We start from the raw sequence: 22,328 nt of genomic DNA, 5'->3' as shown, positions 1-22,328 counted from the left end.
GCGTTCCCCGTGCAATGCACATCGTGCTTGAAGCGCAGCCGTACGACGTGTTCCGCCTACGGCGCTCTGGACACGGTCGCCCCGATTCGACAGACTTCGAGGCGTGCCGTCGTCGCCGCACAGCGCCGCACCATCAGCGCTGGGATACCTCTATCAGTCGCAGTGGCCTTTACTTGAGCTCCTGCGACGATCTGACGGTCGACCGGACGCGGCGATCACGTTGGAGCTTCACGACGATGTCGCGTGGGAAGATCTTGGGACTCCCTCGGAGTTATTGCAGGTAAAACATCACGTCCGGAAAGGTCGCGGCCTAGGCGATAAGGACATCGACATCTGGCGCACGATCGGGGCCTGGATGGATACCCAGGCCGTAGGTGACTCGGACGGCCCTGCCTTGACGATTGTCACGACCCAGACTGCATCGCCTGAAAGTGCAGCAGCGGCACTGCGACCGCAGGACCGAGATGTGAGACGTGCCATCGAGTTGCTGGAAGTCGCCGCCTCCGAATCGACAGCTGAGGCGAGCCGGGTCGCCCGCCGAAGGTTCCTTGATCTGGACCCGGCGGTACGTGCGATCTTCGTGAATCGCATCCAGCTTCTGGACGCCGCACCGGGCATCACTGACCTTGATATCGATATACGGCGGGTGCTGCGGTGGGCCTTGCCTCGGGGGCACGAAGACACCTTCATGGGCTTGCTGTGGGCGTGGTGGCATGCCAAGGCCGTTGATCTCCTGTCCGGACGTGCCCACCGCGTCAGCGCCTTGGATGTCGCGATCGTGGTCGACGATCTTCGAGATCAATTCACGCGAGAGAACCTGCCAACCATGGCCTCCCCGGAGGAATTCACCCCGGCTGAGGAAGGGTCGTACCTAGATCGGTGCTTCGTACACCAAATGCAGTGGGTTGCAACTCCGTCGAGGCTCATCCAGATGGCAATGATCGACTACTACAGGGCGTACGTGCAGACCGCTCGCTGGCTCGATGACAGCTTGATCAGCATTAAGGAGCTGGAATCGTTCGAGACTCGATTACGCGAAGAGTGGGAACGTTCTTACCACTGGACTATGGCCGAACTTCCGGCCGACCCTGACGAGACAGTCAAGCAACGAGCTGGCCAACAGATTCTGCGCCAGGCGCTCGATCGCACGGACATTCGCGTGCGGGAGCGCTACAGCGATGTCTTTTTCTGCCGCGGAAAGCATCACGAATTGGCCGACTCCGGACGAGTTGGATGGCATCCAGACTTCGCGGATAGAGTCGAGACGCTTCTTCGGGCATCAGGCAAATGACGAGGTGGCAGGATCGCCCGCAGGTGTCGGCTGCCTACCTCAACCCTGCGTTGGTTTCAGCGATGCTGGCTGCTGCGGCAAGTGCCTACCGCTCGGAGCGGGACCGCCCGATGGTGTGGCCGCTCTCTTTCGTCGTAGCGCCGATGGTTCTGCATCGCAGCACTCGCCTCGCGTTGCCGAGAAGCGTGACGACCCACCTGGCAACCTGGCTGTCGCGTAATGCTGTCCTTCATGCCGGCTTCGCTGCTCGCGCCAGGGAAGCAGTCCCGACGATCAAGGAAGGTCTACGCTTCGGACTTCGTCAGGGCGCGCTGACGCTCGAGGCCGGCGCTTTGGTCGGCTCCATCGGTCGGGCCCGCAACCCGGAGCTGCGCGAGCTCTTGACCAGCGCACGACTGGTCGGACGCTGGTTTGCCAAGATCGACCAACCGTCCACCATTTTTGCTGTCCTTGGCGTAGAGCCCTGATTGCAATGAATTTACTGGCGATCGTGCTCTACAACCACGCAGGGCAGAAGCGTGTCGTCTCTTTGAAGCCAGGCGAACTCAATGTCATCACCGGTGTTTCTGCGACCGGAAAGAGCTCCCTGCTCGAAATTGTCGATTTCTGCATGGGACGCAACGAGATTGCCATACCGATCGGTCCAATCACTGACACTGTGGCTTGGTACGCCGTGCTGCTCCAGCTGCGGTCGACACGGGCTTTCGTGGGCCGCCCAGCGCCTCGGGCCGGCCACGCATCCACACACCAGGCGATGCTCGAGTTCGGCGGCAACCTTCAACCGCCCGACTTCGGCGACCTGACGGCCAACGCCGACTCGGCCACCGTGCGGAAACAGGTAGGCCAACTCATCGGAATCGGCGAAAACCTACACATGCTCCATACTTCTACACAGGAAGGCACCCTGGCAGCCAATCTTGGTCACGCGTTGCTGATGTGCCTTCAAAGCCAGAGTGAGATCGGCAACCGCAGTCGTCTGTTTCATCGCCAAGACGAGATATGGATCAAACAAGCGCTCATAGAGACTCTGCCCTACTTCCTTGGTGCCGACCGCGGCGATCAAGCATTTAAGCACCGGCAGCTCGAAGCCGCACGCCGGAAGATGACCCGCTTGGAAGCCGACCTGGTCACAGCGGAGAAGCTCTACAGCGACGTCGACGTCGACCTTCGCGCACTGCATACTGAAGCCCATCTCAAGGGACTCGTTCCCACAGCAGAAGCCAGCGGACGCGACGCAGCCCTCAACGCATTGACGGCAGCACTCGAGAACCCACCAACGGATGGCACGTCAGCGAACACCGACGACGATCGTCACAACCTGGAACAGCGACGCGATGATCTTCGCCTACAACTGCGAACTCTCAGCGAGCAACGAGCTCTGCTGGCCGATCACGAACATCGGTCTCTGGACTATCAGGGCGCCGTCCGATCAGGCGCCAGCCGCCTAGAAAGCCTAGAACTGATGCGGCCCAGTGGCAGTATCGGTGCTGACACATGCCCACTATGCGGCAGCGCCCTGGCCGAACCAGACCCTGAAGTCAGCGACCTTCAACGGACACTCGACGACCTCCGCGAACAGCTACGCGCGGCCGAGTCAGCCCAGCCCCGCCGCATAGCCGCAATGAGTGAACTGGACCACCGCTCAGATGCTGTCCGGCTGGAGTTACGCGGGCTTGACGCGGTGCTGGCCGGCGTCCGCGCAGCCGAAGCCACGGTCGGCGCCCAACGCAGTCGAAGAGAAGATCAGGCCTTCACCAAAGGACGTATCGACTTGTACCTCACTCGTCTTCGCCTATTCGGCGACGACGACGCCCTCAACGCGCTTCGAACAAACGTCGAATTGACTCGACAAGACATTGAACGACTGCTAGGCGAACTCGACCCCGAGGAAGAGCAGCGACAGGTCGACTCGCGACTGCTCTCCATCGAGGCCGATATTACCCGCTGGGCGCGCCGCCTAGGGCTGGCCCACTCTGACAAAAGAATACGCCTTGATATTAAGAATCTCGACGTAGCTATCGACACCGAGAATGGTCCCGTGCCGCTCTCACGCATTGGCAGCGCAGAGAGCTGGGTCGGCTACCACGTTGTCACACACCTAGCACTTCACCGGTACTTCATACTCCAAGGCCGACCGGTGCCACATTTCCTCATGCTCGATCAGCCCACGCAGGCCTACTATCCGTCCGACATCGAGGAAAATGACAGAAATTTTCGCAATGACCGCGACGCTGCAGAGCGGCTCTTCGAGCTTATGCGTGATGTCATTACCGAGTTGACGCCTGAAATGCAAATCATTGTCTGCGATCATGCCAATTTTGCCGAACCCTGGTTCCAGAACGCAGTACGCCAGAACTGGAGCAGGACTTCCGCGCTGATCCCCTCGCAATGGATCGACGACGCAATGAAATTCGATCACTAAGCGCCCAGGCATATTGCTTCACGGCGAGGACCGCTGCCCCTAAAGATCCGTAACTAAGGCGCCGGCCGAGGGGAGCGAGACCGGCTTCCTCGGATAGGCACCTGTTCGACACGCTGGCCGCTGCAGGCTTCCATGCCCTTCACGTCGAGCATCCCGAAGTGACCGCCTGGTACGCCGCCAGCGGGCACATGCCCGACTCGAAAGCTTTCTGGGCTGCGGTCGCTGTCGGCGTCCCCGGCGGCTACAGCTCGCAAAGACTGTGCATGCATGTCGCCCACCAGGGCGGGTTGCTACCGGGTTGGGTCCGTACCAAGATCTTGATACGGACCCGATGAAGCCGTTCAACGGGACTGCGCCGAAGGGTGCCGGCAGGTCCGAGGGTGCGGTTGTCGAAGGCACAGAAGCCGACCATGCAGATGTGGCGTGGCCGGCGATCTGGTTGCGGACTTGGCATTCGATGCGGCTGAAGGCGATAGACGGTCAGTCGAAGCTGGCGGGATCCACGAAGGTGTCGGTCGTCCGCAGGTACGGCACGGCACGAGTCCATTCCCCGAGCAGCTTGGCGAAGCCGTTGTCGTCGGTCGCGGGCACCGGTCCGAGCGTGCGCGCGCCGGAGCTGCCGAGGTGTTCCTTGACGACCATGGGCGCGAATGGGTCTTCTGCCCATTCGCGACGACGGTCCTGCTGGGGATGGACGTAGAACACGCGCGTCGGCTCGTCGTCGCTCGGGCCGCTGAAGACCAGGTGCGCTTGCAGGTTGTCGTGCCTCGCGCGGCCGCCGGACACGATGCAGGCCGCGGCAAGTTGTTCGATGCGGACGATTTGCTCGCGGCATCCCCATCGCCCTGCGGGGCTCTGCTGGTGTCCCCACGCCTGGGTGATCCAGTTTGCTGCGCCTTCGGGTAGAGGTCCGTCCTGGCCGGTGCGTGTCGATCGGCCGACCTCGCAGGTTTGCCAGATGCGGGAGTCCGCGGCCGGGTCGTTGCCGTGTGGGAGGGTGCGTAGCGCTTCGGTGCGGGCGTTGGCGTCGGTGGCGAGTTCGTCGGCGATGGTCAGGCGTTGTGTGCGTGATAGGGCGGTGAGCACGGTGGGCGCTTCGGAGCTCAGCAGGCGCTCGAGGCTGGTGTGGGTTGGTTCCTCATGGTGCCGGCGGCCGTCGGAGTTGTGCACGGGCACCTGGTGGATGGTCTGCTGCGGTTGCCGTAGTTGCTCGGCAAGGGCGCCGATCGCGTTTTCGATGGCCGGGTGGGTGTCGAGGAAGGCGGCCGCGTCCCATGTGAGCTCGGATAGTTCGGTCATCAGCGCGGCCAGCCGTTGAGCCTGATGGCGGTCGCTGACGGTGGTTACCTTGGTGCTCTGGTCGCAATATTCGCCTGACCAGGTTGCCACGACGATCGTTCGCGGGCCGTTCGGGAGCACGCTGTAGCTGGTCATCTGTTAAGTCCTCCGGGCAGCGGTCGCCGCAGGTTCCCGCGCGGCCGCGCGATCGAACCTGAGGCAGATCAAAGGTGGCCCGGCAGCTCCGCAGCACCACTGCAGCGCCGATCCGTGAGTGACACGGTCACACACGGGCCGGCAGTTCGGCAAGCCCGGGTGGGTGAACGGTGCGGGTGATGCGGTGTTGTATTTCAATAGCCGGAGACCACTCGTTGTATGCGATCGGCAGCGCTGCGTAGAGAGCAGATTGTTCGTTGCCGATGCCGTGGCGCGTCACCGAGGCATTCCCGATCGGCGCAGCCCTTGAAGGCTTCCCATGATCGGCACGGATACGGGGCCGCGACCTGCAGGCCTACCGAAGATGGCCCGCATTCTCTGCATTGATCTTGAATGTCTAATCACTGAATAGTGACTACACCCATCCCGCATCACAATGGCGAATTTCTATTTGTCCAGTCACTGTGGAGGGAGTGAGAATGCAGCGTGCGTGTGAGCTTCCTCAAGATTGAACGGTTCCGCGGGTGGCACCACCTCGAGTTGTCCCCTGGTGGCCATGTCCTACTCAGTGGGGTCCCCCGCGGCGGACGCTCGGACGTCATAGAGGCGCTCGGCCGTGCCCTCAGCCTCGACGTGTTCCGGCGTGGGGTGACCCCGTCGGATCTGTGGCAGGAAATCCAGCCGCGCGCGGCCGGGTCCGCCTCGACAGGCCCCGCCGAGGCGCAGAGTGAGGATGTGCTGCCCGACGACGTTGCCGCCCCGGCAAGCAGCACGGCCGTTAAGGCGCAAGCCGATGACCCGAGCGGCGAAGGCCGAGATCGTGAAGCAGCGGTCCCGGCCGTGCCGGCGGTCGCACGCAGCAGCATCGCGGAGGTTGAGGTCACGCTCATCGACCTCGACGCTGAGGTCGAGCAGCTTGCGGAAGGCTTCCTGGAGCCCCTCGGTAGCGACGGCCGCGCCGTCGAGCCCGACGGTGACGTTCCGGCCGGGGCCGACTCCTGTCTGCGTTTGACCTACCGCATCGGGCACGACGAGGAGACTGACACCCTCGAGCACTTCGTGTACTTCCCGGCCGGCAGCAGCCCGGCGACCCAGCAGTTCGTCCGGGTGCCGCTCAAGGTCCGTCGTGCGCTACCGGTGGTGGTGCTCGGCAACGATGGGCCGTTGCAGCTTCGTGGCGGGGCCGCCTTGCGGCGGGTCCTGGAGACGATCGACCCAGTCGCCGCGACGCAGGCGTTCGACCAGCTCGACGAAGCCGTGTCCGGGGCGGTGGACCAGCTGGCAACAAACCCTGCCGTCCGTCAGGCAGTCGGTCTCGCGCTGGGTGGTGACCGGGTCGGAGCTCGCCTCGGCGACCGACCGGTCACCGCCGAGCAGATTGGGTTCCAGGCGGACGACGGGTCGGTCCACGGCATTCTGCGGTCTCTGCAGGCGACGCTGCACCTGGACGGCGCCGGGCCGTTGGCGTTGTCCGCGCACGGCAGCACCACCACGGCGACGCTGTCGGTGGCAGAGGCGATCATGCAGGCCGCGGTGCCGGGCGCGGTGGTGCTCGCCGACGACTTCGGCGACCGCCTGGACTCAGCCGGAGCCGAGCATCTGGCTGCGGTGCTGCGGGCCAACTCGGGGCAGCTGTGGATGTCCACCCGGCGTCCCGAAGTAGCGCGGGCTTTCAGCTTGTACGAGGTCATCCGGTTCGCGCGGCGCGACGGCGTCCGGTCGTATCATCGGCTGGCGCGGCCGACCAGCCGTAAGGCCATCAAGGCGCAGCGGCAGCTGCACACCCAGCTCCTGGCGGCGCTGACGTCGGACACGGTGGCTATCACTGAGGGGCCGCATGATGTCGCCGCCTACGCGGCAGTCGACCAGCTCCGGCTCCCGGCGGCGCTGCCGGTGTCCGCGTTCGGAGTGCGCATCGTGTGCGCGGGAACCGGCGGTGACGGGGGTATCACCGTGATCCCACAGGTTGCCGCACTCGCCCGTGATCTCGGGTTCCGGGTAATCGCCCTCATCGATCACGACAAGCCTCACCATCAGACGGGCAAAGAGCTCGAAGCCGTGGTGAAAGCATGCGACGCGGTGATCCGCCTGCCCGAAAAGGTCGCCGTCGAGAAGGCCGTTCTGTACGGGGTTCCCATGGATACGGTGCGTGCGGCGACCGCGGCCGTCACGGACTTGCTCGGCATCCCCGACCCCGCCGACGGCAAGGCCGACGACGCCGCGCTCAAGGCGGTTGTTGCGGCCCTGCACAGCTCGTCGTTTCACGAGCAACTCGTCGATGCCGTCTTCGAGGAGACCCGCCTGCTGCCGCCGCTGGTCGTTGCCGTGCTGGACCTCCTCGCGGCCGCCGCGCGCTGGGGATATGCCGGCCCGGCGATGATCGACGTCACCTTGCCTACTACAGCTGTATCGGACGCCACGTCATGACCTACGAGCCGGACGCGGAGCAACAGGCTGTCATCGACAGCACTGCCCCCGCCATCGTGGTGCTGGGCGGCGCCGGAACCGGCAAGACCAGCACCGCGGCTGCCGCTGCGCGGGCCCATCTTCTTCGTGCCGACCGGCACCGGGCTGCCGCTGTGCGTGACGCCGTTCTCAGCGGCCGGCGCACGGCCCTTCCGGCACCCGAGCGGGTGTTGTTTCTGTCCTTCTCACGGACCGCGGTGAGCCAGGTCATCGACCGGGCCAGTGGAGTGATCGGCCCGCTCCTGCAGCGCATCGACGTCAACACGTTCGACGGCTTCGCCTGGCGGGTCATCTGCCAATACGGCCAGGCCCACGGCTATCCCCCACCGCAGGTCGTGCTCAGCACCGCTAACTCCCGCGTCGATGGCATGCCGGCAGGACTCACGTACAGCCAGTTGATCCCCGCTGCGGCCCACATCCTGCGTGACCCACAGGTCGCGGCACACTACAGCGGTCGATACGGATTGGTCATTTGTGACGAGTTCCAGGACACGGACGACGAGGAGTGGGAATTCCTGCAGCTAATCGCCCCGCAGGCGCGGCGATTGTTTCTCGGAGACCTCAACCAGTGCATCTACTCCTTCAAGAAGGTCGATCCTGAAAGCCGTGTCGGTGAAGCGCGTTCGCTTCCCGGTGCACAATCGCTGTCGCTGCGTCCCGCGAGCCACCGAGACCCCTCGGGTGTGCTGCCCGCCGCGGCTGACGCCGCACGCAAGCGCGAGTTCGACCATCCGGCGATTCATCAGGCGGTCGCGACCGGACGGCTGCGGCTCGTCGAGGCGGACGCAGCTAGCCACCACCAGGTCACCGCTGAGCTCGTCACCAACGCCAGGATGCAGCGGCACACCGTCAGCGTCTTCACCCACACGATCAAAGCCACCAGCGAGCTGTCCGACACGCTCACCGCGATGGGCATCGTCCATGAGCAGATCGGGTTCGGCGAAGCCCAGGGCGAGGCTGCTGGCGCACAGCTGGAAATGCTCAAGTACGCCCTTAAGGTTCCCGGTGCCCGCCCACGTCGCGCGCTCGCCGTCTACGTCACCGCGACAACCAAAGGCAAGCGGCTGCCCGAACTCGCCGAGCACTTGATGGCCCGCAGCAATCCGGCCCTCGAGAAGGTGATGGCAGAAATCGCCAGCGAACTGCGCGCAGCCGGCGCTGTAACACCCATCGATTACGCGGCAATCGAGGACATCATCAGCGGTTCATTTGCCCATCTGGGAGCGGCCCGGGGGCTGGAGACCTGGGTCGAGTCAACTCCACATCTTCGCCGCGCCACGCGGTCGTTGACCGAGGGGCTGCCCTGGGATGATGTCGCGGCGATCGCCGACCGTTCACGCTTCGACACCTTCGTCGGCGGCATGACCTCGCGCCGACGCCCTGTCCAGGTGATGAATCTGCACCAGACGAAAGGCCGCGAGGCGGACACGACGATCCTCGTGCTTCAGGAAGACGAATGGCACGGACGCGAAGCCCATCCCTACCCGGAAGGCTCGCGGCTAGTTTATGTGCTGCTGACTCGCGCCCGGCACAACGCCTACATCGTGGTGCCCCCTGTCCACCACCCATTATGGGCACCGCTGGTCGCCGCTTGTCTTCAGTAGACCCGCTTTCCGAAGCATCCGGAGGTCCGGATCCAGTCCTCGCCCGAGGGCGCGCAGTCTGTGGGGCCGATATGAGCCTCCATGAGGCGACGGCCGCTGTCTGCCATTACGGCAGGTACAGCCCCGATGTTCGACGTCGATCTGCTGGCGACCGGCCGCCGCGTTGCGTCGGTTGCGTGGTTAGGGCGGCGAGGCCGCCCGGTACGTCGAGGGCCTGCAATGCCCGATCAAGCCACGTCGGCTCGCCCGTGCACATCTCAACGACCAAACCGTACTGCCCGGGAACAGCAAGGCGCCGGTGGACAACGACGCTATCGCGCACCTGAGCGTTGGGCAGCCTGCGCCGGATAGCCGTACCTCTGTGGTCTACATGGTCGTCGGGATCGTTGTCACCGACGATTCGCTGTTCGCTCGAGGTCAGGACGACGCCCAGGACATGCGGATGAGCGTCGAACACCGGATCGAGAGCCTGGCGTAGAGCTTGCGCCTTTCGAGGGAGGGGGTCTTGAGCGAATGAGGACAGCGGCCACAGTGCTCCCGCGTCTTCGAGCCAGAGCCACGCTGCGCCAGCGGATGCGGTCTTGACCGCCTTACCGACAAGGGCGCGCAGCAGTCGTGGGCCTTGGTCTGATTCCCAGATCGGGCCGGAAATCTCTGTCCCGACCGTAGCGGTCCCGGGTCGCACGGTCAGCACGACGCCTTCGTGAACAACGTCGACCGCCGTTGCTGTCGCTACGGCCGTCGCCGCGGCCGAGGTCACCGCCTCCCGCCACTCCGCTGTGAGCTCCCGCGGCAGCTCGCCGTGCCAATGCACATCGTGCTGAAGTTCGACCTGCCGCAGATGCGCCTGCGCTTGGCTCACCGTCCGGTTGTAATCCTGGAAGGATCTGTCGGGTCCAAGGGTCCGAAGCTCGACGAACACGTCGCTGCCGGCGCGTACCGCTTGCAGGTCTCCCGGGCCGCCTTCGGGCTTCTTCGGTTCCAGAGTTACCCGCGCGCCGGCCAGATGGGCCTGCACTGCGAGTCGGGCCAGCGCAGTGTGATGGCGGAACTCATCAGCCACGGGGTTAGCGCGCAGGTTTCGTCGAAGTACACCGACACCCGCGGTCTCGCCTCGGACCAGATACTGGAGCCGCGCCCACAGGCCCACCGCGGATTGAAAGGCTCCGGCACCGGCGAGCGAGGCGAAGTACGGTCCCATGGTCGGACCGGCCACACCACCGGTGGGATGCACGGCCTTGTGTAGCCAGCCGCGGCCGAAGAAATTCTCGAGATCGTCGATCATGCGGGCCGCCGTCCGCTGCCCGAGCGCCGTCAAGAAGTCAAGCTCCATAGGGTCGCCGACCGCGACCGCCCAATCCAGCTTGCGGCGCCCAGCCTCGACGTCACGCCATGCGTTGCCCATCCCCCAAGTTTGCTCGACCTCGCCACTGATTTACGCCAGCCGCCGATCCGATGGTTAATGGCGATGCGTTCAGGGCCGGATGAACGGTTCGCAATTGATTGGCAGAGCCCTTTACTCACCTCGGCTACATTCATCGAATGGACCAAAGAGCCGCTCAACCTCACGAAAAAGAGGCCGCTTAAGAAAATCTGGCCCGTCACCGGACTCCCCTGACCCCCACACTGCCAGTGTGGTGCGCGCCGTCGTCGCGCAGCGTCTACCAAGCCGACCGCCTGACTCACCGAGAGTGACCCCTACGCGTTCAGCCGTCGCCGGCTGAGGTCCTACATGATGCGAATGCTGCCTGCCTCCTGACGAACGGCATCGCAAAAGGCCGTGTCTCTCGCCGTCACATCCGCGCCCTCTTCTCTGTCCGCCGGCACGATGTCGGCGAATTGGGCGTAAGTCTGGCCGCAACTCTGAATGGCTTCCAGCAATTCCTCCAGCAGGCCCGGAGCGGGTCGTATCGGGTCGAGCAGCGTCAACTCTGTGACTTCCTCGTCGCTCGTGTCTGCCGCTCCGAACGACGCCACGTAGCCCTCGCTGACCTGCAGAGCCCGCACGACCTGGGCAGTCACGACCTCGTAGGCGGCGTCCTCGGAGTCGAGCTGCGACAGAACCTCAGATGCGGCCGAGTGCTCCACTCCTTCCTCATCGTCGGCCTCGAGCAGCGCCCGCAGAGCCGGCATGCCCGATACCTTCGCAACAGCGTCTGCTGCGGCCTTGAGCCAGTGCGCGGCCGCTACTGCTGCCGCTGTGGGCTCGAGCTCCCGTAAACGTGTCCACGCGTCGAGGGGATCCTCCCGGAGGATCGCGTCAGCGGCGGCCACCTGCACGAGGCTGGCATCCGATCGGCTCAGGGTCGCCGCCTGCCCAGCGCGACCGGTCAGATCGCCGCGCTCGGCCATCTCCACCGCCTGCAACTCGGCCTCGATGTCGGCCCGTACGGCGTCGCGTACCGCGTTGTCGGCGATCTCGTAAAGCGTCCGGCCGACCCGGTGTGCGCTTTCCGCAACGGAGTCGTTGTCAACGAGCAGAAGTCCGTCGTCGCCGGGCAGGTGGGGGTTCATCATCGACGCGACGACGTTGCTGAACTCGTCCCGGCTTTGCTGACGCCGCCAGTCCCGAGTGTTGAGCTCTGCGCTGCGGGCAGGGTTCGCCGGGTGGGTGTAACACCGCCACAGCTCCTGCGAGAGGCCGGTCAGCTCGGTGGCCAAGCTCAGATGTCGTTCGGCACCGGCAGACGCCGGCAGCAACGCCACCACCGCCGCACGATCACCGCAGCCTGTCGCCCAGGTCCGTACCAGCGTGTTGCTCTTTTCGTCAACGGCATAGCGAGTCACGTGACAGCTCTCCTCGTCGATCGGAACGTCGATTCGGCACGTCGCGGCGCACGGACGACGGCCTCTATGTCGAAGATGGGACTACGGCTCGTGCCCGCTCGCCCTCCGTGCGCGGGCCTTCGCCGACTTCTCAGCCATCTGCAGCATGTACGCCCGCCTGGCATGCAACGCCATCCGTTGCCGCACCTCGACCGGCAAAACCCCCAGCGGATCCACCTGGCGCTCGAACCGAACCAGGAAACCCTTCGTCGCCGGCTCCATGCGTCCCTTGCGGTCCGCGGTGTTCGACCACGACACGTGCGCCGCTATGCGCGCTCGCCTGGTGCGCTGCCGCGGTGTCAGGCCCCTCCCCCGCCGCTCCCCCATCAGACCCGCTCCCCGATACGCAGCCGCGCATGAGTCATTTGCGCCCGTTCCGCGGCCGCGCTGGCCCCGTAACGGCGCGGCATGTCATCCGACGACCAGCCGAGCACCAGCATCAGATCTCCGGTGTCACCGCCGGCGAGCTTCCACTCGTGGGCGAAGTTGTGCCGCCACCGGTGCGCGTGCACGTTGGCCACCCCCGCCCGCAGGCCACGCCGCCGCAGCATGATCTTGATCCCGTTTGACGCCAGGGGAACGCTGCCCCGCGCCGACAGCCACACCGCGTCCATACTGGACACGCGGCGCCCGGCCCGCGCCCGCAAGTACCGGCTCAACGCCCGGCCGGTCTTCGCCCCGAACCGCACCCGCCGATCCTTTGCTCCCTTGCCGTGGAAGAGCAGCGAGTCGAGGTCCAGGTCGACGTCGGCGATCTCCAGGCCCGCGACCTCGGACAGGCGCGCGCCGGTGTTGTAGAGCACCCTGATGATCGCCTCGTCACGAAGATCGGTGAACTGCTTACCAGCGCAGGTGGCGAGGATCTTCGCGGTGTCCTGATCACCGAGGACGGGGATCAGTTTCTGTTCCGTCTTGGGCTGCCGAACCCGGTCCAGCGGTGACCGCGCGAGGTCTTCTTACTCGGCCAGCCACCGGAAAAACTGCTGCAAGCCCTTGTGTTTGTTCAAGGCCGTCGACGCCGACCTCGTGGCCACCATCCACGCCTGGAACTCCTCGACCTGGCCCCGCTGCACCTCGGTCGGGTCTATCGAGGCGTTCTCGGCGCCTAACCGGGACGCGTTGTCCGCCAGGTATCGGCCGAGCTGGGCGGCGGCAAGCAGATACCCGTAGCGCGTCGTCTCCGGGTAGTTCCCCGCCCGCAGCGTCCGGTCCCAGTCACGGAGCAAGTCGAACCACGAGGGTGCCACGCCGTGGCAGATCCGCCGTAGATCGAGCAACGACATCACCTCCTCGCCACCGGCCGAGTACTGCCCACACCTTGACTGGCGCAAAACAAAACCATGCCCGGCCGCTGCGGCGCCTTCTTCGATGCTGACGTGATCTTGTGGAGCCCGGAAGATGACGGGGGGTGACGGAAGAGCCGGCGTCGGGCCGCTACCGCTCAACCACCACACGTTGCACGAGCGCTCAGCGAGCGCTAACCTCCTGTGAGCGCTCATTGAGCACTCACAGGAGGTTGTGATGTCACCCGCGCCACCCACCAACCCAGTACGCGAACGACGACTAGAGCTGTCGCTTACCCAGCAGGCCGCCGCGAAGCGTGCCGATGTCTCGGTCGCCACTTGGCGCCGTCTCGAATCCGCTGCCGATCTGACCGGTTTCAAGGCCGACAACGTCAGAGGCTTCGCCAGAGCGCTGCGGCTCGGCGTGGCCGAGTTCCACCAGCTGATGGGATCCGAGGCGGAGGACGGGGCCGCTCTCGAGGAGAGCGACTTCGTTCAGTTCTTCAACACCTCGTTCACCGGCGATCCGCTCACCGCGGCCGACGCAGTGGCGCTGCACGGCACCGTCGCGTTCTCCGACTTCGCGCCGATGAAGGACAAGCAATTTCATGTCGAGAGGGCACTCGGCTGCGGTTTTCCTGCCTTCCTCAAAGGAGAAGCCTCCATCAGGGAGGTGGACCTCCTGCGAAACCTGCCCGAGTTGGCACTCACCCAGGTCAACAACCACTGGCTGGTCCGCATGGGCGAGCGCATCATGCGCGTCGGCAGCGAGCTGGGCGAAGGCCGGGCACCCCGGCCGGTCTGCCTCGCCGACGAGTACGCCATCACCGTCATCGTGATGAACACCGACCCACCCAGCATCGATGACATCGGCGACATGTATCCCGGACTCAACGGCCTCGGGAAGCCGCAAGAAGATCCGTGGGACGACGATGACAACGAGGAACTGAGCTGGGACTGGCGTGATCGGATCCTCGGCGCTCTGCTGCCCCCGGACGAGGCCCACGACTATCGGCGACACGACCTGGTGACCATGGAATTCTATGGCCAGGGCGTGTACGACACCGCCGACCCTCGCCACCCGCTGCGCTGGTTTGACCGCGACGACCTACGCCAACAGTGCGAGTCTTCCCTCGCTCATGTCCGGCTGCCCGAGGAGGAACAGGCCGCGCTGACCAATGAAGCGATTCGGCGCCTGGGAACGTATCTGACTCCTGATCCCACGCAGGAGCAAGGCACTACGTCGTAACTCTGCACGCCACTTGGAGGAGGACGCACTGGGTATTGCCAGCAGCGCTCATAGGCACCGGGGTGCCGCGCTGTCCCTCCGTTATAGTCAACGACCTGCTCGACCGGCACGGCTTCCGGACCGTCGGACGGTACGGCTGCTCAATGCTGGCTCATGCGGTGCGGTGCGCCCTCCTGCAGCTAGTCGCGACGAAGGCGCACTTTCCGTTTCTGCCTGTTCCGCCGTCGACTCGGTTGGGCGTGGCGGCACAGTGCCATCCGTCGTCGCGCCCTGCGCCCCGCCTTTAGTGCGATGCACGCTGCACGGGGCACCGCAGGCAGTCGCTCATCCAAGCCGGCCAGCCGGTGCTGCTCACCGTGCGGAGGCAAATGGCCATAGATGTCGAATGTGGTCTTGATCGAGGCGTGGCCCAGCCGCAGCTGAATCATGTAGAAGTCCCAGCCGGCGTCGATCAAGTACGCGACGTGCGAATGCCGCAGATCGTGAAACCGCGGCCGCTTGTCCAGCCGGCCCGTACAACCGCACGTCGAGACCAATGATTCGCGCCGACCGCCAGCCAACGGGTGTTGCTCGCAACGACCCGCTGCCACGACCGACGGTCGCCAGAACCGATACCGGAAGTTGTTGGCGTCCCACGGACCGCCCTCGGGAGCGGTGAAGACGAGCTCATCGGGCCGCTTGCCCGCGCAGAGCGCCACCAGCAGCTCAGCGGTGCTCGGCGAAAGCCCGACAGAACGCCGAGCCGCACCCGTCTTCGGCACGCTGAAGCGGCCACCGCGTTGCAGAGTCTGTTCCACCCGCACCAGCGGCATTGCCTCGCCGAGCTTCACCGCACCAGCCCGCAACCCGAGCAGCTCACCAAGCCGCATCCCAGTTCCCAGTGCCACCTGCACAAGGTCACAGATCTCAAGTGGACAGTGGGCGATCAGATTCGCGGCCTCCGCCCGGGTGAGGAAACACGCTTGGTACGGCGTCAGCCGGGGCAGGCCGTTGCCGCGTTGCCCAGCTGGGCGCGCCAATGGATTGTCAGGCCGGTAGCGGGGGACGGCGTCGCGCATCACCTCGCTGAGTACCGCCCAGTGCTTGTGTACCGTCGCCGGGCTCAACGTGCGAGCCAGGCCGGCTTTCCATTCGTCGAGATGATCAGCCCTGCTGATCTCCCCGAGGTGGAGATGCCCCAGATCAGGTGTCGCTCGCCGGCGCAGCATCCGCGCGTATTCGGCCTGCGTGGTCGATGCGACGTCGATCTTCAGGCGCAGCCACCGCTCGATCCAGTCAGCCAGCAGCGGTGTCGGCATCTGCGGGCTTGCTTTGATCGAGCCGGGATCGATTGCCGCGTACACCTCGGCGCTCGTCACCCGATGCTGCTTCGCCTGGGCGAACTGCTGGGCGGCGATCGCCTTCGTGTTCGACGGCCCGCGGAATGTGCAGCACTGCCGCGCGCCGGAACGTCCCGCCTCCCAGCGCACGCAGAATGAATTACCTCGAATCGTTATGCTCGCCATAGAACGAGCCTTACTCGGGCCCGGCCGTGTGGTGTAAGCCAACCAGGCAAAAGTCCACCGGTTCAGCGGCCCTCGTAGCCCTTCCGTGGAGTACCAGATCGCTCAGAAGGATGCCATCAAAATACATCTGCGAGCCCACCCACCGCTCCGCATCGATCGATGGCACTGTCGTCGGTGCCCGATGACTGGCCGGGGTTCGCTGGACACGCCGCCGCTTGCCGGCGTGCCCAGCCGGGACCGTCGGTCAGACGTTCTCGCCGATACCCATTCGGACCTGAAGCTCCTGAGCCCGCTCCGCGGCAGCACTCGCGCCGTAGCGGCGGGGCATGTCCTCCGACGCCCACCCGAGCAGCAACATCAAATCGCCGGTGTTTCCCCCGGCCCTGTGCCATTCATGGGCGAAGTTGTGCCGCCACCGATGCGCATGGGTGTTGTCCACCCCGGCCGCCGCGACGCGACGTTTGAGCATCAGCTTGATCCCGTTCGGCGTCAACGGCCGGATACCTTTATCGGCCATCCATAGCTGCGACACATCAGCCGCGCCTTTGCGCTTGGCACGGGCCCGCAGGTATCGCGACAACGCCCGCGAGGTTTTCGGGCCGAAACGGACCCGCCGATCTTTCGAGCCTTTGCCGTGCAGGTGCACCGACTCAGTGTTCATGTCCAAATCAGCCGCCAGCAGGTTCCCGATCTCCGACAGCCGCGCCCCGGTGTTGTAGTACAGGCGAATCAGCGCCTCGTCCCGCAACGCCATGAACGTCTTGCCCTTGGTGTTGTCGAGAAGTTTCTTCGTGTCGTCGTCACCCATGATCGACACGAGTTTCTGCGGTGTCTTCGGCTGCTTCACCCGCGCCATCGGCGATCGGTCGATCTCTTCCTCGTCGAGCAGGTACTTGAAGAACTGCTGCAACGCTTTGTGCTTGTTCAGCGCGGTCGACGCCGAACGGGTCTCGATCATCCAGGCTTGGAATGCCTCGACGTGAGCTTTCGTCACGACGGTCGGGTCCTGCGCGGCCTCATCAGCGTCAGGATCCGGCGATTCCTCCGCCAGATACCGGGCCAGTTGAGCGGCGGCGAGCAGGTAGTTGTAGCGGGTTGTTTCCGGGTGGTTCGCGGCGCGGAGACTGCGGTCCCAGTCCTTCAGGAAGCCGGCCCAGTCGCCTTTTTCCAGGCCGTCGCACAGTCGGTCGAGGTTGAGTAGGGGCATCGGTCGTCACCTGCCGAGTCAAGGGGTCTACAAGCGGCGTGCTAGACCCGGCGAGACATCGCGAGCACGAAAAAGGGGCTTCCGACCTGCGGAAACCCCTTCGCTGTCGGGCTGACAGGATTTGAACCTGCGACCCCTTGACCCCCAGTCAAGTGCGCTACCAAGCTGCGCTACAGCCCGATGCCACGCCCATCAGGACGCGGCAACCCCATCACCCTACCAAAGCCCTACCCGTGAGCCTTACCGCGACCCCCCGGCCCCAACTTCTTCCTCGGCCGCACCGAAATCTCCACCGGAGACCCCTCGAACCCGAACTCCTCGCGCAGCTTCCGCTCCACGAACCGCTCGTACTGCGCGTCCATCGGCCCGGTCGTGAACAGCACGAACTTCGGCGGCGCCACGCCGGCCTGCGTGGCGAACAGCACCCGAGGCGCTCGTCCCCCGCGTACCGGATGGGGTTTGGCCTGGGTCAGAGCCGTCAGCCAGGCGTTGAGAGCGCCCGTCTGGATGCGCTGCTCCCACGACGCCAGCGCGCGCCGGATCGCCGGGGCCAGCTTGTCGACCGCGCGGCCCGTCTTGGCCGAGATGTTCACCCGCACGGCCCACGGGATCCGCTTGAGTTCGCGGTCGATCTCCTTGTCCAGGTAGTTCCGGCGATCCTCGTCGACCAGGTCCCACTTGTTGAAGGCGATCACCAACGCCCGGCCGGCATCGACCACCGACGACAACACCCGCTGGTCCTGCTCGCTGATCACCTCGGCGGCGTCCAGCAGAACCACCGCGACCTCGGCCGCTTCGACCGCGCCCGCGGTCCGCAAGGAGGCGTAATACTCCGTGCCGGACGCGTGCGAGACGCGCTTGCGCAGCCCAGCCGTGTCGACGAACTGCCAGACCTCGCCGTCCATCTCGACCAGGCTGTCGACCGGGTCGACCGTGGTGCCGGCGACCGAGTCGACCACCGCCCGCTCCTCGCGAGCGAGCCGGTTGAGCAGGCTGGACTTGCCCACGTTCGGGCGACCGACCAGGGCGACGCGACGCGGGCCGCGGGGGCCGGACTCAATGATCAACGGCGCGTCGGGCAGGGCCTCCATGATGGCGTCGAGCAGGTCGCCGGAACCGCGGCCGTGCAGGGCGGACACCGCGTACGGCTCGCCCAGGCCGAGGGACCACAAAGAGGTCGCCTCGATCTCCAGGTTTTGGTTGTCGGCCTTGTTGGCGACCAGGATCACCGGCTTTTTGCTGCGGCGCAGCATCTTGACCGCGGCCTCGTCGTCGTCGGTCGCGCCGATCTTGGTGTCCACCACGAACAGCACTACGTCAGCGGTCTGGATCGCGATCTCCGCCTGGTTGGCGATGGCCAGCGCGCGGTCGCGGGCGTCCGGTTCCCAGCCGCCGGTGTCGACGACGGTGAAGCGGCGGCCGTTCCAGTTGGCGTCGTAGGGCACCCGGTCGCGGGTCACGCCGGGGGTGTCCTCGACGACCGCCTGCCGCCGGCCGATGATGCGGTTGACGAGGGTCGATTTGCCGACGTTCGGCCGGCCGACCACCGCCACCACGGGCGCGGCGACCGAGACGGTCGAGACTTCGGTTTCCAGGTCTGTCACGGAGACACCTTGCTGCTCAATAGGTCCAGGAGGTGGGCGACGACCTCGTCGATGCCCAGGCCGGTGGTGTCCACTTCGATGGCGTCGTCGGTGCGGCGCAGCGGGTCGGCCGTGCGGCTCGAGTCCAGCTTGTCGCGCCGTTCCAGGTCGGCCTTGGTGGCCACCACGTCGGCGGCGTCCTCGGCGCTGCGGCGCGCGGCCCGCGCCTCGGCGGACGCCGTCAGATAGACCTTCAGATCCGCGTCAGGGGCGACGACCGAGGAGATGTCGCGGCCCTCGACGACGATGCGCGGCTGCTTGCCGATGATCGACTGCTGCAGCGCGACCAGGTGGCGGCGTACGGCGGGCACGGCGGCGACGGCCGACACCGCGCCGGTCACCTCGGGGCCGCGGATCGCTGTGTCGACGCTCACGGCATTCGCCCGGAAGTGTGGCGCGACCGGGTCGGTGCCGATGCTGAGCTCGGTCTCGAGCGCGATCTTGGCGATCGCGTCCGGGTCCGACAGATCGGCGCCGGCCTGCAACACCGCCCAGGTCACGGCCCGGTACATCGCGCCGGTATCCAGATAAACGCCATCCAACGCGGTGGCAAGACGCCGGGAAACGGTGGATTTGCCCGACCCCGAAGGCCCGTCGACGGCCACCACACACCGCTCCGGCCGCACTACGTCACCCACGTGCATCTCCCCTGCGTCATCCAGCCCAACCCACCCATTGTGCCCGCACGGACGAGACAACCCAAAACCAAGACCTTTGAGATACGCGTGCCGGAAGAGTCCCGCCCCTCAGCCGGCCACCATCGTGGTCCAGCCGACCACGCCGCCCCCGGCCCAGCCGGTGGCCAAGGACCACCGAGCGCCACCACCATTCACTCCAGAAACGGCCGCATGCGGCATGGGCGGACGTTCAGGGATCATGAACCTCATGGAGGACCAGCAGGCCGCGCAGTGGGCCGAAGGTGAGGCAAAGGTCATCACGCTCTGCGGCTCGACCAGGTTCGAGGCCGAGTTCGCGGAGGTCAACCAGCGGCTCACGATGGAAGGCTGCGTCGTGATCAGCCTCGGAATGTTCCGCCTCCCCGATCTGCCGGACTACGACTGGACAGTCGACAGCTCGGACCTGAAGGGGCGGCTCGGCGGCGTGCACTTCCAAAAGATTCGCATGGCTGACGAGGTGTACATCGTGGATCCCGGCGGCCACCTAGGTGAGTCAACCCGACGGGAGATCGCCTACGCGGAGTCCCTCGGCAAGCCGGTTCGGTATCTGAGTCGCGAGCGCTCGGCGCGAACGGAAGACGGCCCCCAAGAGTGAGTCCGACCCGCCGGTCCGCTCATCGGCGCGCGGGCCGGAAGTTCAGCCCGGCGGTCGCGCTTCGGCCCAGCGTTGCATTGTGGCTGCCGGGACTCATGAAGACTGTTCGTCGGGAGCACGCCGCTGCGGCTTGACCGCGAGGACCGGTCGGCCGGCGCCGAGCAGAATGCGCTGTGCCGTGCTGCCGAGAAAGAGCTTGCCCACCGGGCTGCGTCGGCGCAGCCCGATCACGATGACTGACGCGTTCACCTGCTCGGCGGTGTCCAGCAGGAGATCGGCGAGTTCGCCGGTGTGCGGGGTGGTGTGGAGTCGCAGCTCGACGCCCGCCTGCCCGGCGCGCTCGCTCAGCTCGGCGAGTTTCCGCTCGTCGGCGGTCTCGACGCTGATCGGTGCGCCGCCGCGGGGCGAGTTGACCAGCAACAGCGTCTCGGTGCGCCGCTGCGCCTCCTCGACGGCGGCTCCGAAAGCGGCCTCTCCTTCCGGGGTGGGGAGGTAACCGACGAGTACGGTCATGCGCGGGGCTCCTCGCTTCTGAGGTCGTGGTCCGGAGTGGTGGTCTTGCCCGACTTCTCACGCGAGCCTGGGGCATCAGGGGCCGTGGTTGAACCGGTGAGGGAGTCTGCGGCGGTGGCCGCGGGGGCTGGCGCGCCGCGGCGGCGGCGGAGCAGCAGCTGGGCCGCGGGCAGCAGAACGACGGCGATCAGCACGGCGAGCAGGACGCCGGAGATCGGGCGGGTGAAGAAGCCTGTGGGGTCGCCGTCGAAGAGCAGCAGTGAGCGGCGCAGTGACGTCTCCAGGAGCGAGCCGAGCACAAAGGCCAGGACCATCGGGCCGGGGTCGAAACCGACCTTCTTCATCAGGTAGCCCAGGATGCCGAACGCGATGACCAGGCCGATGTCGAAGACGCTGTTGTTGACGGTGTAGGCGCCGACCAGCGTGATCAGTACGGTGATCGGGGCGAGGATGGTGGCGCGGACCCGCAGGATGCGCACGAAGAGCCCGACCAGCGGGATGCTCATGATCAGCAGCAGGATGTTGCCGATGTACATCGAGTTGACGACGCCCCAGAACAGTTCGGGGTTCTCGGTGACCAGCTGCGGGCCGGGGGTGACGCCCTGGATGAGCAGGGCGCCGAAGATGACGGCCATGGTGGCGTTGGCCGGGATGCCGAGCGACAGCAGTGGGATGAACGATGAGGTGGCTGCGGCGTTGTTTGCGGTCTCGGGGGCCGCAACGCCCTCGATGGCACCGTTGCCGAACCGCTCCGGATGCTTGGAACGCCGTTTCTCCAGGGCGTAGGCGGCCAGGGAGGCGAGGACGGCGCCGCCACCGGGCAGGATGCCGAGGAAGAAGCCGAGCACGGAGCCGCGACCGATGGCGCCGCTGGACTGCTTGAGGTCGGCGCGGCTGGGCCAGACGTTGGTGACGGTGGCCGGCGCGTGCACTGTGCGGTGGCGTTCCTCGAGGTTGTAGAGGATCTCGCCGAGTCCGAACAGGCCCATCGCGATCGGGACGAAGTCGAGCCCGTCGGCCAGTGACAGGTTGCCCATGGTGAAGCGTTCGGCGCTGGTGAAGTCGTCGCGGCCAACCGTGGCCAGCAGCAGGCCGATCGCGGCTGCGGTGAGGGCGCGGATGCGACCGCCGCTGCTGATGGTGGATACCAGCAGGATGCCGAGCAGTGCGAGTGCGGTGTATTCGGGTGGGCCGAAGTCGAGGGCGAACTCGGCGACGAGCGGGGCCACGAAGCTGAGCGCGACGATGGCGAGGGTGCCGCCGATGAACGAGCCGATGGCCGCGATGCCGAGGGCGGTGCCCGCTTTACCCTGCTTGGCGAGGGCGTGGCCGTCGAAGACGGTGACGACCGAGGATGCCTCGCCGGGCAGGCGCAGCAGGACTGAGGTGATGGTGCCGCCGTACTGGGCGCCGTAGAAGATGCCGGCCAGCATGATGATCGCGGTGACCGGTTCGAGTCCGAAGGTGACGGGTAGCAGGATGGCGATGGTCGCGGCGGGTCCCAGTCCGGGTAGGACGCCGATGAGCATGCCGATGACGACGCCGACGAGGCAGTAGATCAGGTTCGTCGGCTCGAGGACGACGGAGAAACCGTCGATGACCTCGGACAACGG

18 protein-coding genes and 1 tRNA gene are annotated in these 22,328 nt (G+C 65.8%); 7 read left to right on the top strand and 12 right to left on the bottom strand.

Annotated elements, in window-relative coordinates:
* Nucleotides 1–103 precede the first annotated feature (103 nt).
* Genes ACZ6TI_RS43270 through ACZ6TI_RS43260 form a run of 3 tightly spaced genes read left to right on the top strand, consistent with a single transcriptional unit; the run spans nt 104 to nt 3,713 of the window.
* Complete coding sequence (locus ACZ6TI_RS43270) at nt 104–1,291, top strand: ABC-three component system protein (protein ID WP_465351109.1); 1,188 nt, start codon at nt 104–106, stop codon at nt 1,289–1,291.
* Nucleotides 1,288–1,758 (top strand): three component ABC system middle component, encoded by a 471-nt coding sequence (locus ACZ6TI_RS43265; protein WP_465351108.1) that lies wholly within the window; start codon nt 1,288–1,290, stop codon nt 1,756–1,758. The genes ACZ6TI_RS43270 and ACZ6TI_RS43265 overlap by 4 nt, the downstream gene beginning before the upstream one ends.
* A gap of 23 nt (nt 1,759–1,781) precedes the next feature.
* Nucleotides 1,782–3,713 carry a DUF3732 domain-containing protein gene (locus ACZ6TI_RS43260; RefSeq protein ID WP_465351107.1) on the top strand — a complete coding sequence of 644 codons (1,932 nt, stop codon included), beginning with the start codon at nt 1,782–1,784 and terminating at the stop codon, nt 3,711–3,713.
* 480 nt (nt 3,714–4,193) lie between these two features.
* Here ACZ6TI_RS43260 and ACZ6TI_RS43255 read toward each other — a convergent pair whose 3' ends face one another.
* The gene (locus ACZ6TI_RS43255; protein ID WP_465351106.1) at nt 4,194–5,147 is read right to left on the bottom strand and encodes a hypothetical protein; all 954 of its coding nucleotides are present in this window, start codon (nt 5,145–5,147) and stop codon (nt 4,194–4,196) included.
* A gap of 492 nt (nt 5,148–5,639) precedes the next feature.
* Here ACZ6TI_RS43255 and ACZ6TI_RS43250 point away from each other — a divergent pair, with 492 nt between their 5' ends.
* Together ACZ6TI_RS43250 and ACZ6TI_RS43245 are read left to right on the top strand one after the other, a co-directional pair.
* The gene (locus ACZ6TI_RS43250; RefSeq protein ID WP_465351105.1) at nt 5,640–7,574 is read left to right on the top strand and encodes a hypothetical protein; all 1,935 of its coding nucleotides are present in this window, start codon (nt 5,640–5,642) and stop codon (nt 7,572–7,574) included.
* Nucleotides 7,571–9,217, top strand: a complete 1,647-nt coding sequence (locus tag ACZ6TI_RS43245; protein ID WP_465351104.1) for a UvrD-helicase domain-containing protein — start codon at nt 7,571–7,573, stop codon at nt 9,215–9,217. The genes ACZ6TI_RS43250 and ACZ6TI_RS43245 overlap by 4 nt, the downstream gene beginning before the upstream one ends.
* Nucleotides 9,218–9,323: 106 nt before the next feature.
* On the opposite strand, the gene ACZ6TI_RS43240 is transcribed toward ACZ6TI_RS43245, so the two are convergent.
* From ACZ6TI_RS43240 to ACZ6TI_RS43225, 4 genes are all read right to left on the bottom strand, one after another.
* Nucleotides 9,324–10,622 carry a hypothetical protein gene (locus ACZ6TI_RS43240; RefSeq protein WP_465351103.1) on the bottom strand — a complete coding sequence of 433 codons (1,299 nt, stop codon included), beginning with the start codon at nt 10,620–10,622 and terminating at the stop codon, nt 9,324–9,326.
* Between the two features lie 323 nt (nt 10,623–10,945).
* Nucleotides 10,946–12,004 (bottom strand): hypothetical protein, encoded by a 1,059-nt coding sequence (locus tag ACZ6TI_RS43235; RefSeq protein WP_465351102.1) that lies wholly within the window; start codon nt 12,002–12,004, stop codon nt 10,946–10,948.
* 365 nt (nt 12,005–12,369) lie between these two features.
* Nucleotides 12,370–12,939, bottom strand: coding sequence for a tyrosine-type recombinase/integrase (locus tag ACZ6TI_RS43230; RefSeq protein ID WP_465351135.1), 570 nt, complete (start codon nt 12,937–12,939; stop codon nt 12,370–12,372).
* Between the two features lie 60 nt (nt 12,940–12,999).
* Complete coding sequence (locus tag ACZ6TI_RS43225; RefSeq protein WP_465351101.1) at nt 13,000–13,488, bottom strand: phage integrase N-terminal SAM-like domain-containing protein; 489 nt, start codon at nt 13,486–13,488, stop codon at nt 13,000–13,002.
* A gap of 76 nt (nt 13,489–13,564) precedes the next feature.
* On the opposite strand from ACZ6TI_RS43225, the gene ACZ6TI_RS43220 reads away from it, so the two are divergent.
* Entirely contained in the window at nt 13,565–14,575 is a 1,011-nt protein-coding gene (locus ACZ6TI_RS43220; protein ID WP_465351100.1) for a helix-turn-helix domain-containing protein, read from the top strand.
* A gap of 179 nt (nt 14,576–14,754) precedes the next feature.
* Here the strand turns inward: ACZ6TI_RS43220 and ACZ6TI_RS43215 are convergent, their stop codons facing one another.
* From ACZ6TI_RS43215 to cmk, 5 genes are all read right to left on the bottom strand, one after another.
* Complete coding sequence (locus tag ACZ6TI_RS43215; RefSeq protein ID WP_465351099.1) at nt 14,755–16,044, bottom strand: tyrosine-type recombinase/integrase; 1,290 nt, start codon at nt 16,042–16,044, stop codon at nt 14,755–14,757.
* Nucleotides 16,045–16,324: 280 nt separating this feature from the next.
* Entirely contained in the window at nt 16,325–17,287 is a 963-nt protein-coding gene (locus ACZ6TI_RS43210) for a tyrosine-type recombinase/integrase (RefSeq protein ID WP_465351098.1), read from the bottom strand.
* A 106-nt stretch (nt 17,288–17,393) separates the two neighbouring features.
* A tRNA-Pro gene (locus ACZ6TI_RS43205) sits at nt 17,394–17,467 on the bottom strand.
* A gap of 47 nt (nt 17,468–17,514) precedes the next feature.
* Nucleotides 17,515–18,891, bottom strand: a complete 1,377-nt coding sequence (der, locus tag ACZ6TI_RS43200; protein WP_465351097.1) for a ribosome biogenesis GTPase Der — start codon at nt 18,889–18,891, stop codon at nt 17,515–17,517.
* Nucleotides 18,888–19,568 carry a (d)CMP kinase gene (gene cmk, locus ACZ6TI_RS43195; protein WP_465351096.1) on the bottom strand — a complete coding sequence of 227 codons (681 nt, stop codon included), beginning with the start codon at nt 19,566–19,568 and terminating at the stop codon, nt 18,888–18,890. The genes der and cmk overlap by 4 nt, the downstream gene beginning before the upstream one ends.
* Before the next feature lie 247 nt (nt 19,569–19,815).
* Between cmk and ACZ6TI_RS43190 the strand changes: the two genes are divergently transcribed.
* Nucleotides 19,816–20,202 carry a hypothetical protein gene (locus ACZ6TI_RS43190; protein WP_465351095.1) on the top strand — a complete coding sequence of 129 codons (387 nt, stop codon included), beginning with the start codon at nt 19,816–19,818 and terminating at the stop codon, nt 20,200–20,202.
* A 93-nt stretch (nt 20,203–20,295) separates the two neighbouring features.
* Here ACZ6TI_RS43190 and ACZ6TI_RS43185 read toward each other — a convergent pair whose 3' ends face one another.
* Both ACZ6TI_RS43185 and ACZ6TI_RS43180 read right to left on the bottom strand, forming a co-directional pair.
* The gene (locus ACZ6TI_RS43185) at nt 20,296–20,715 is read right to left on the bottom strand and encodes a universal stress protein (protein ID WP_465351094.1); all 420 of its coding nucleotides are present in this window, start codon (nt 20,713–20,715) and stop codon (nt 20,296–20,298) included.
* Complete coding sequence (locus tag ACZ6TI_RS43180; protein ID WP_465351093.1) at nt 20,712–22,325, bottom strand: tripartite tricarboxylate transporter permease; 1,614 nt, start codon at nt 22,323–22,325, stop codon at nt 20,712–20,714. The genes ACZ6TI_RS43185 and ACZ6TI_RS43180 overlap by 4 nt, the downstream gene beginning before the upstream one ends.
* Nucleotides 22,326–22,328 lie beyond the last annotated feature (3 nt).

The sequence above is a fragment of the Actinoplanes sp. NPDC051388 genome, assembly GCF_055586225.1.
Note: the sequence above shows the minus strand (reverse complement) of the source record. Positions and strands in the feature narration are given on the sequence as shown.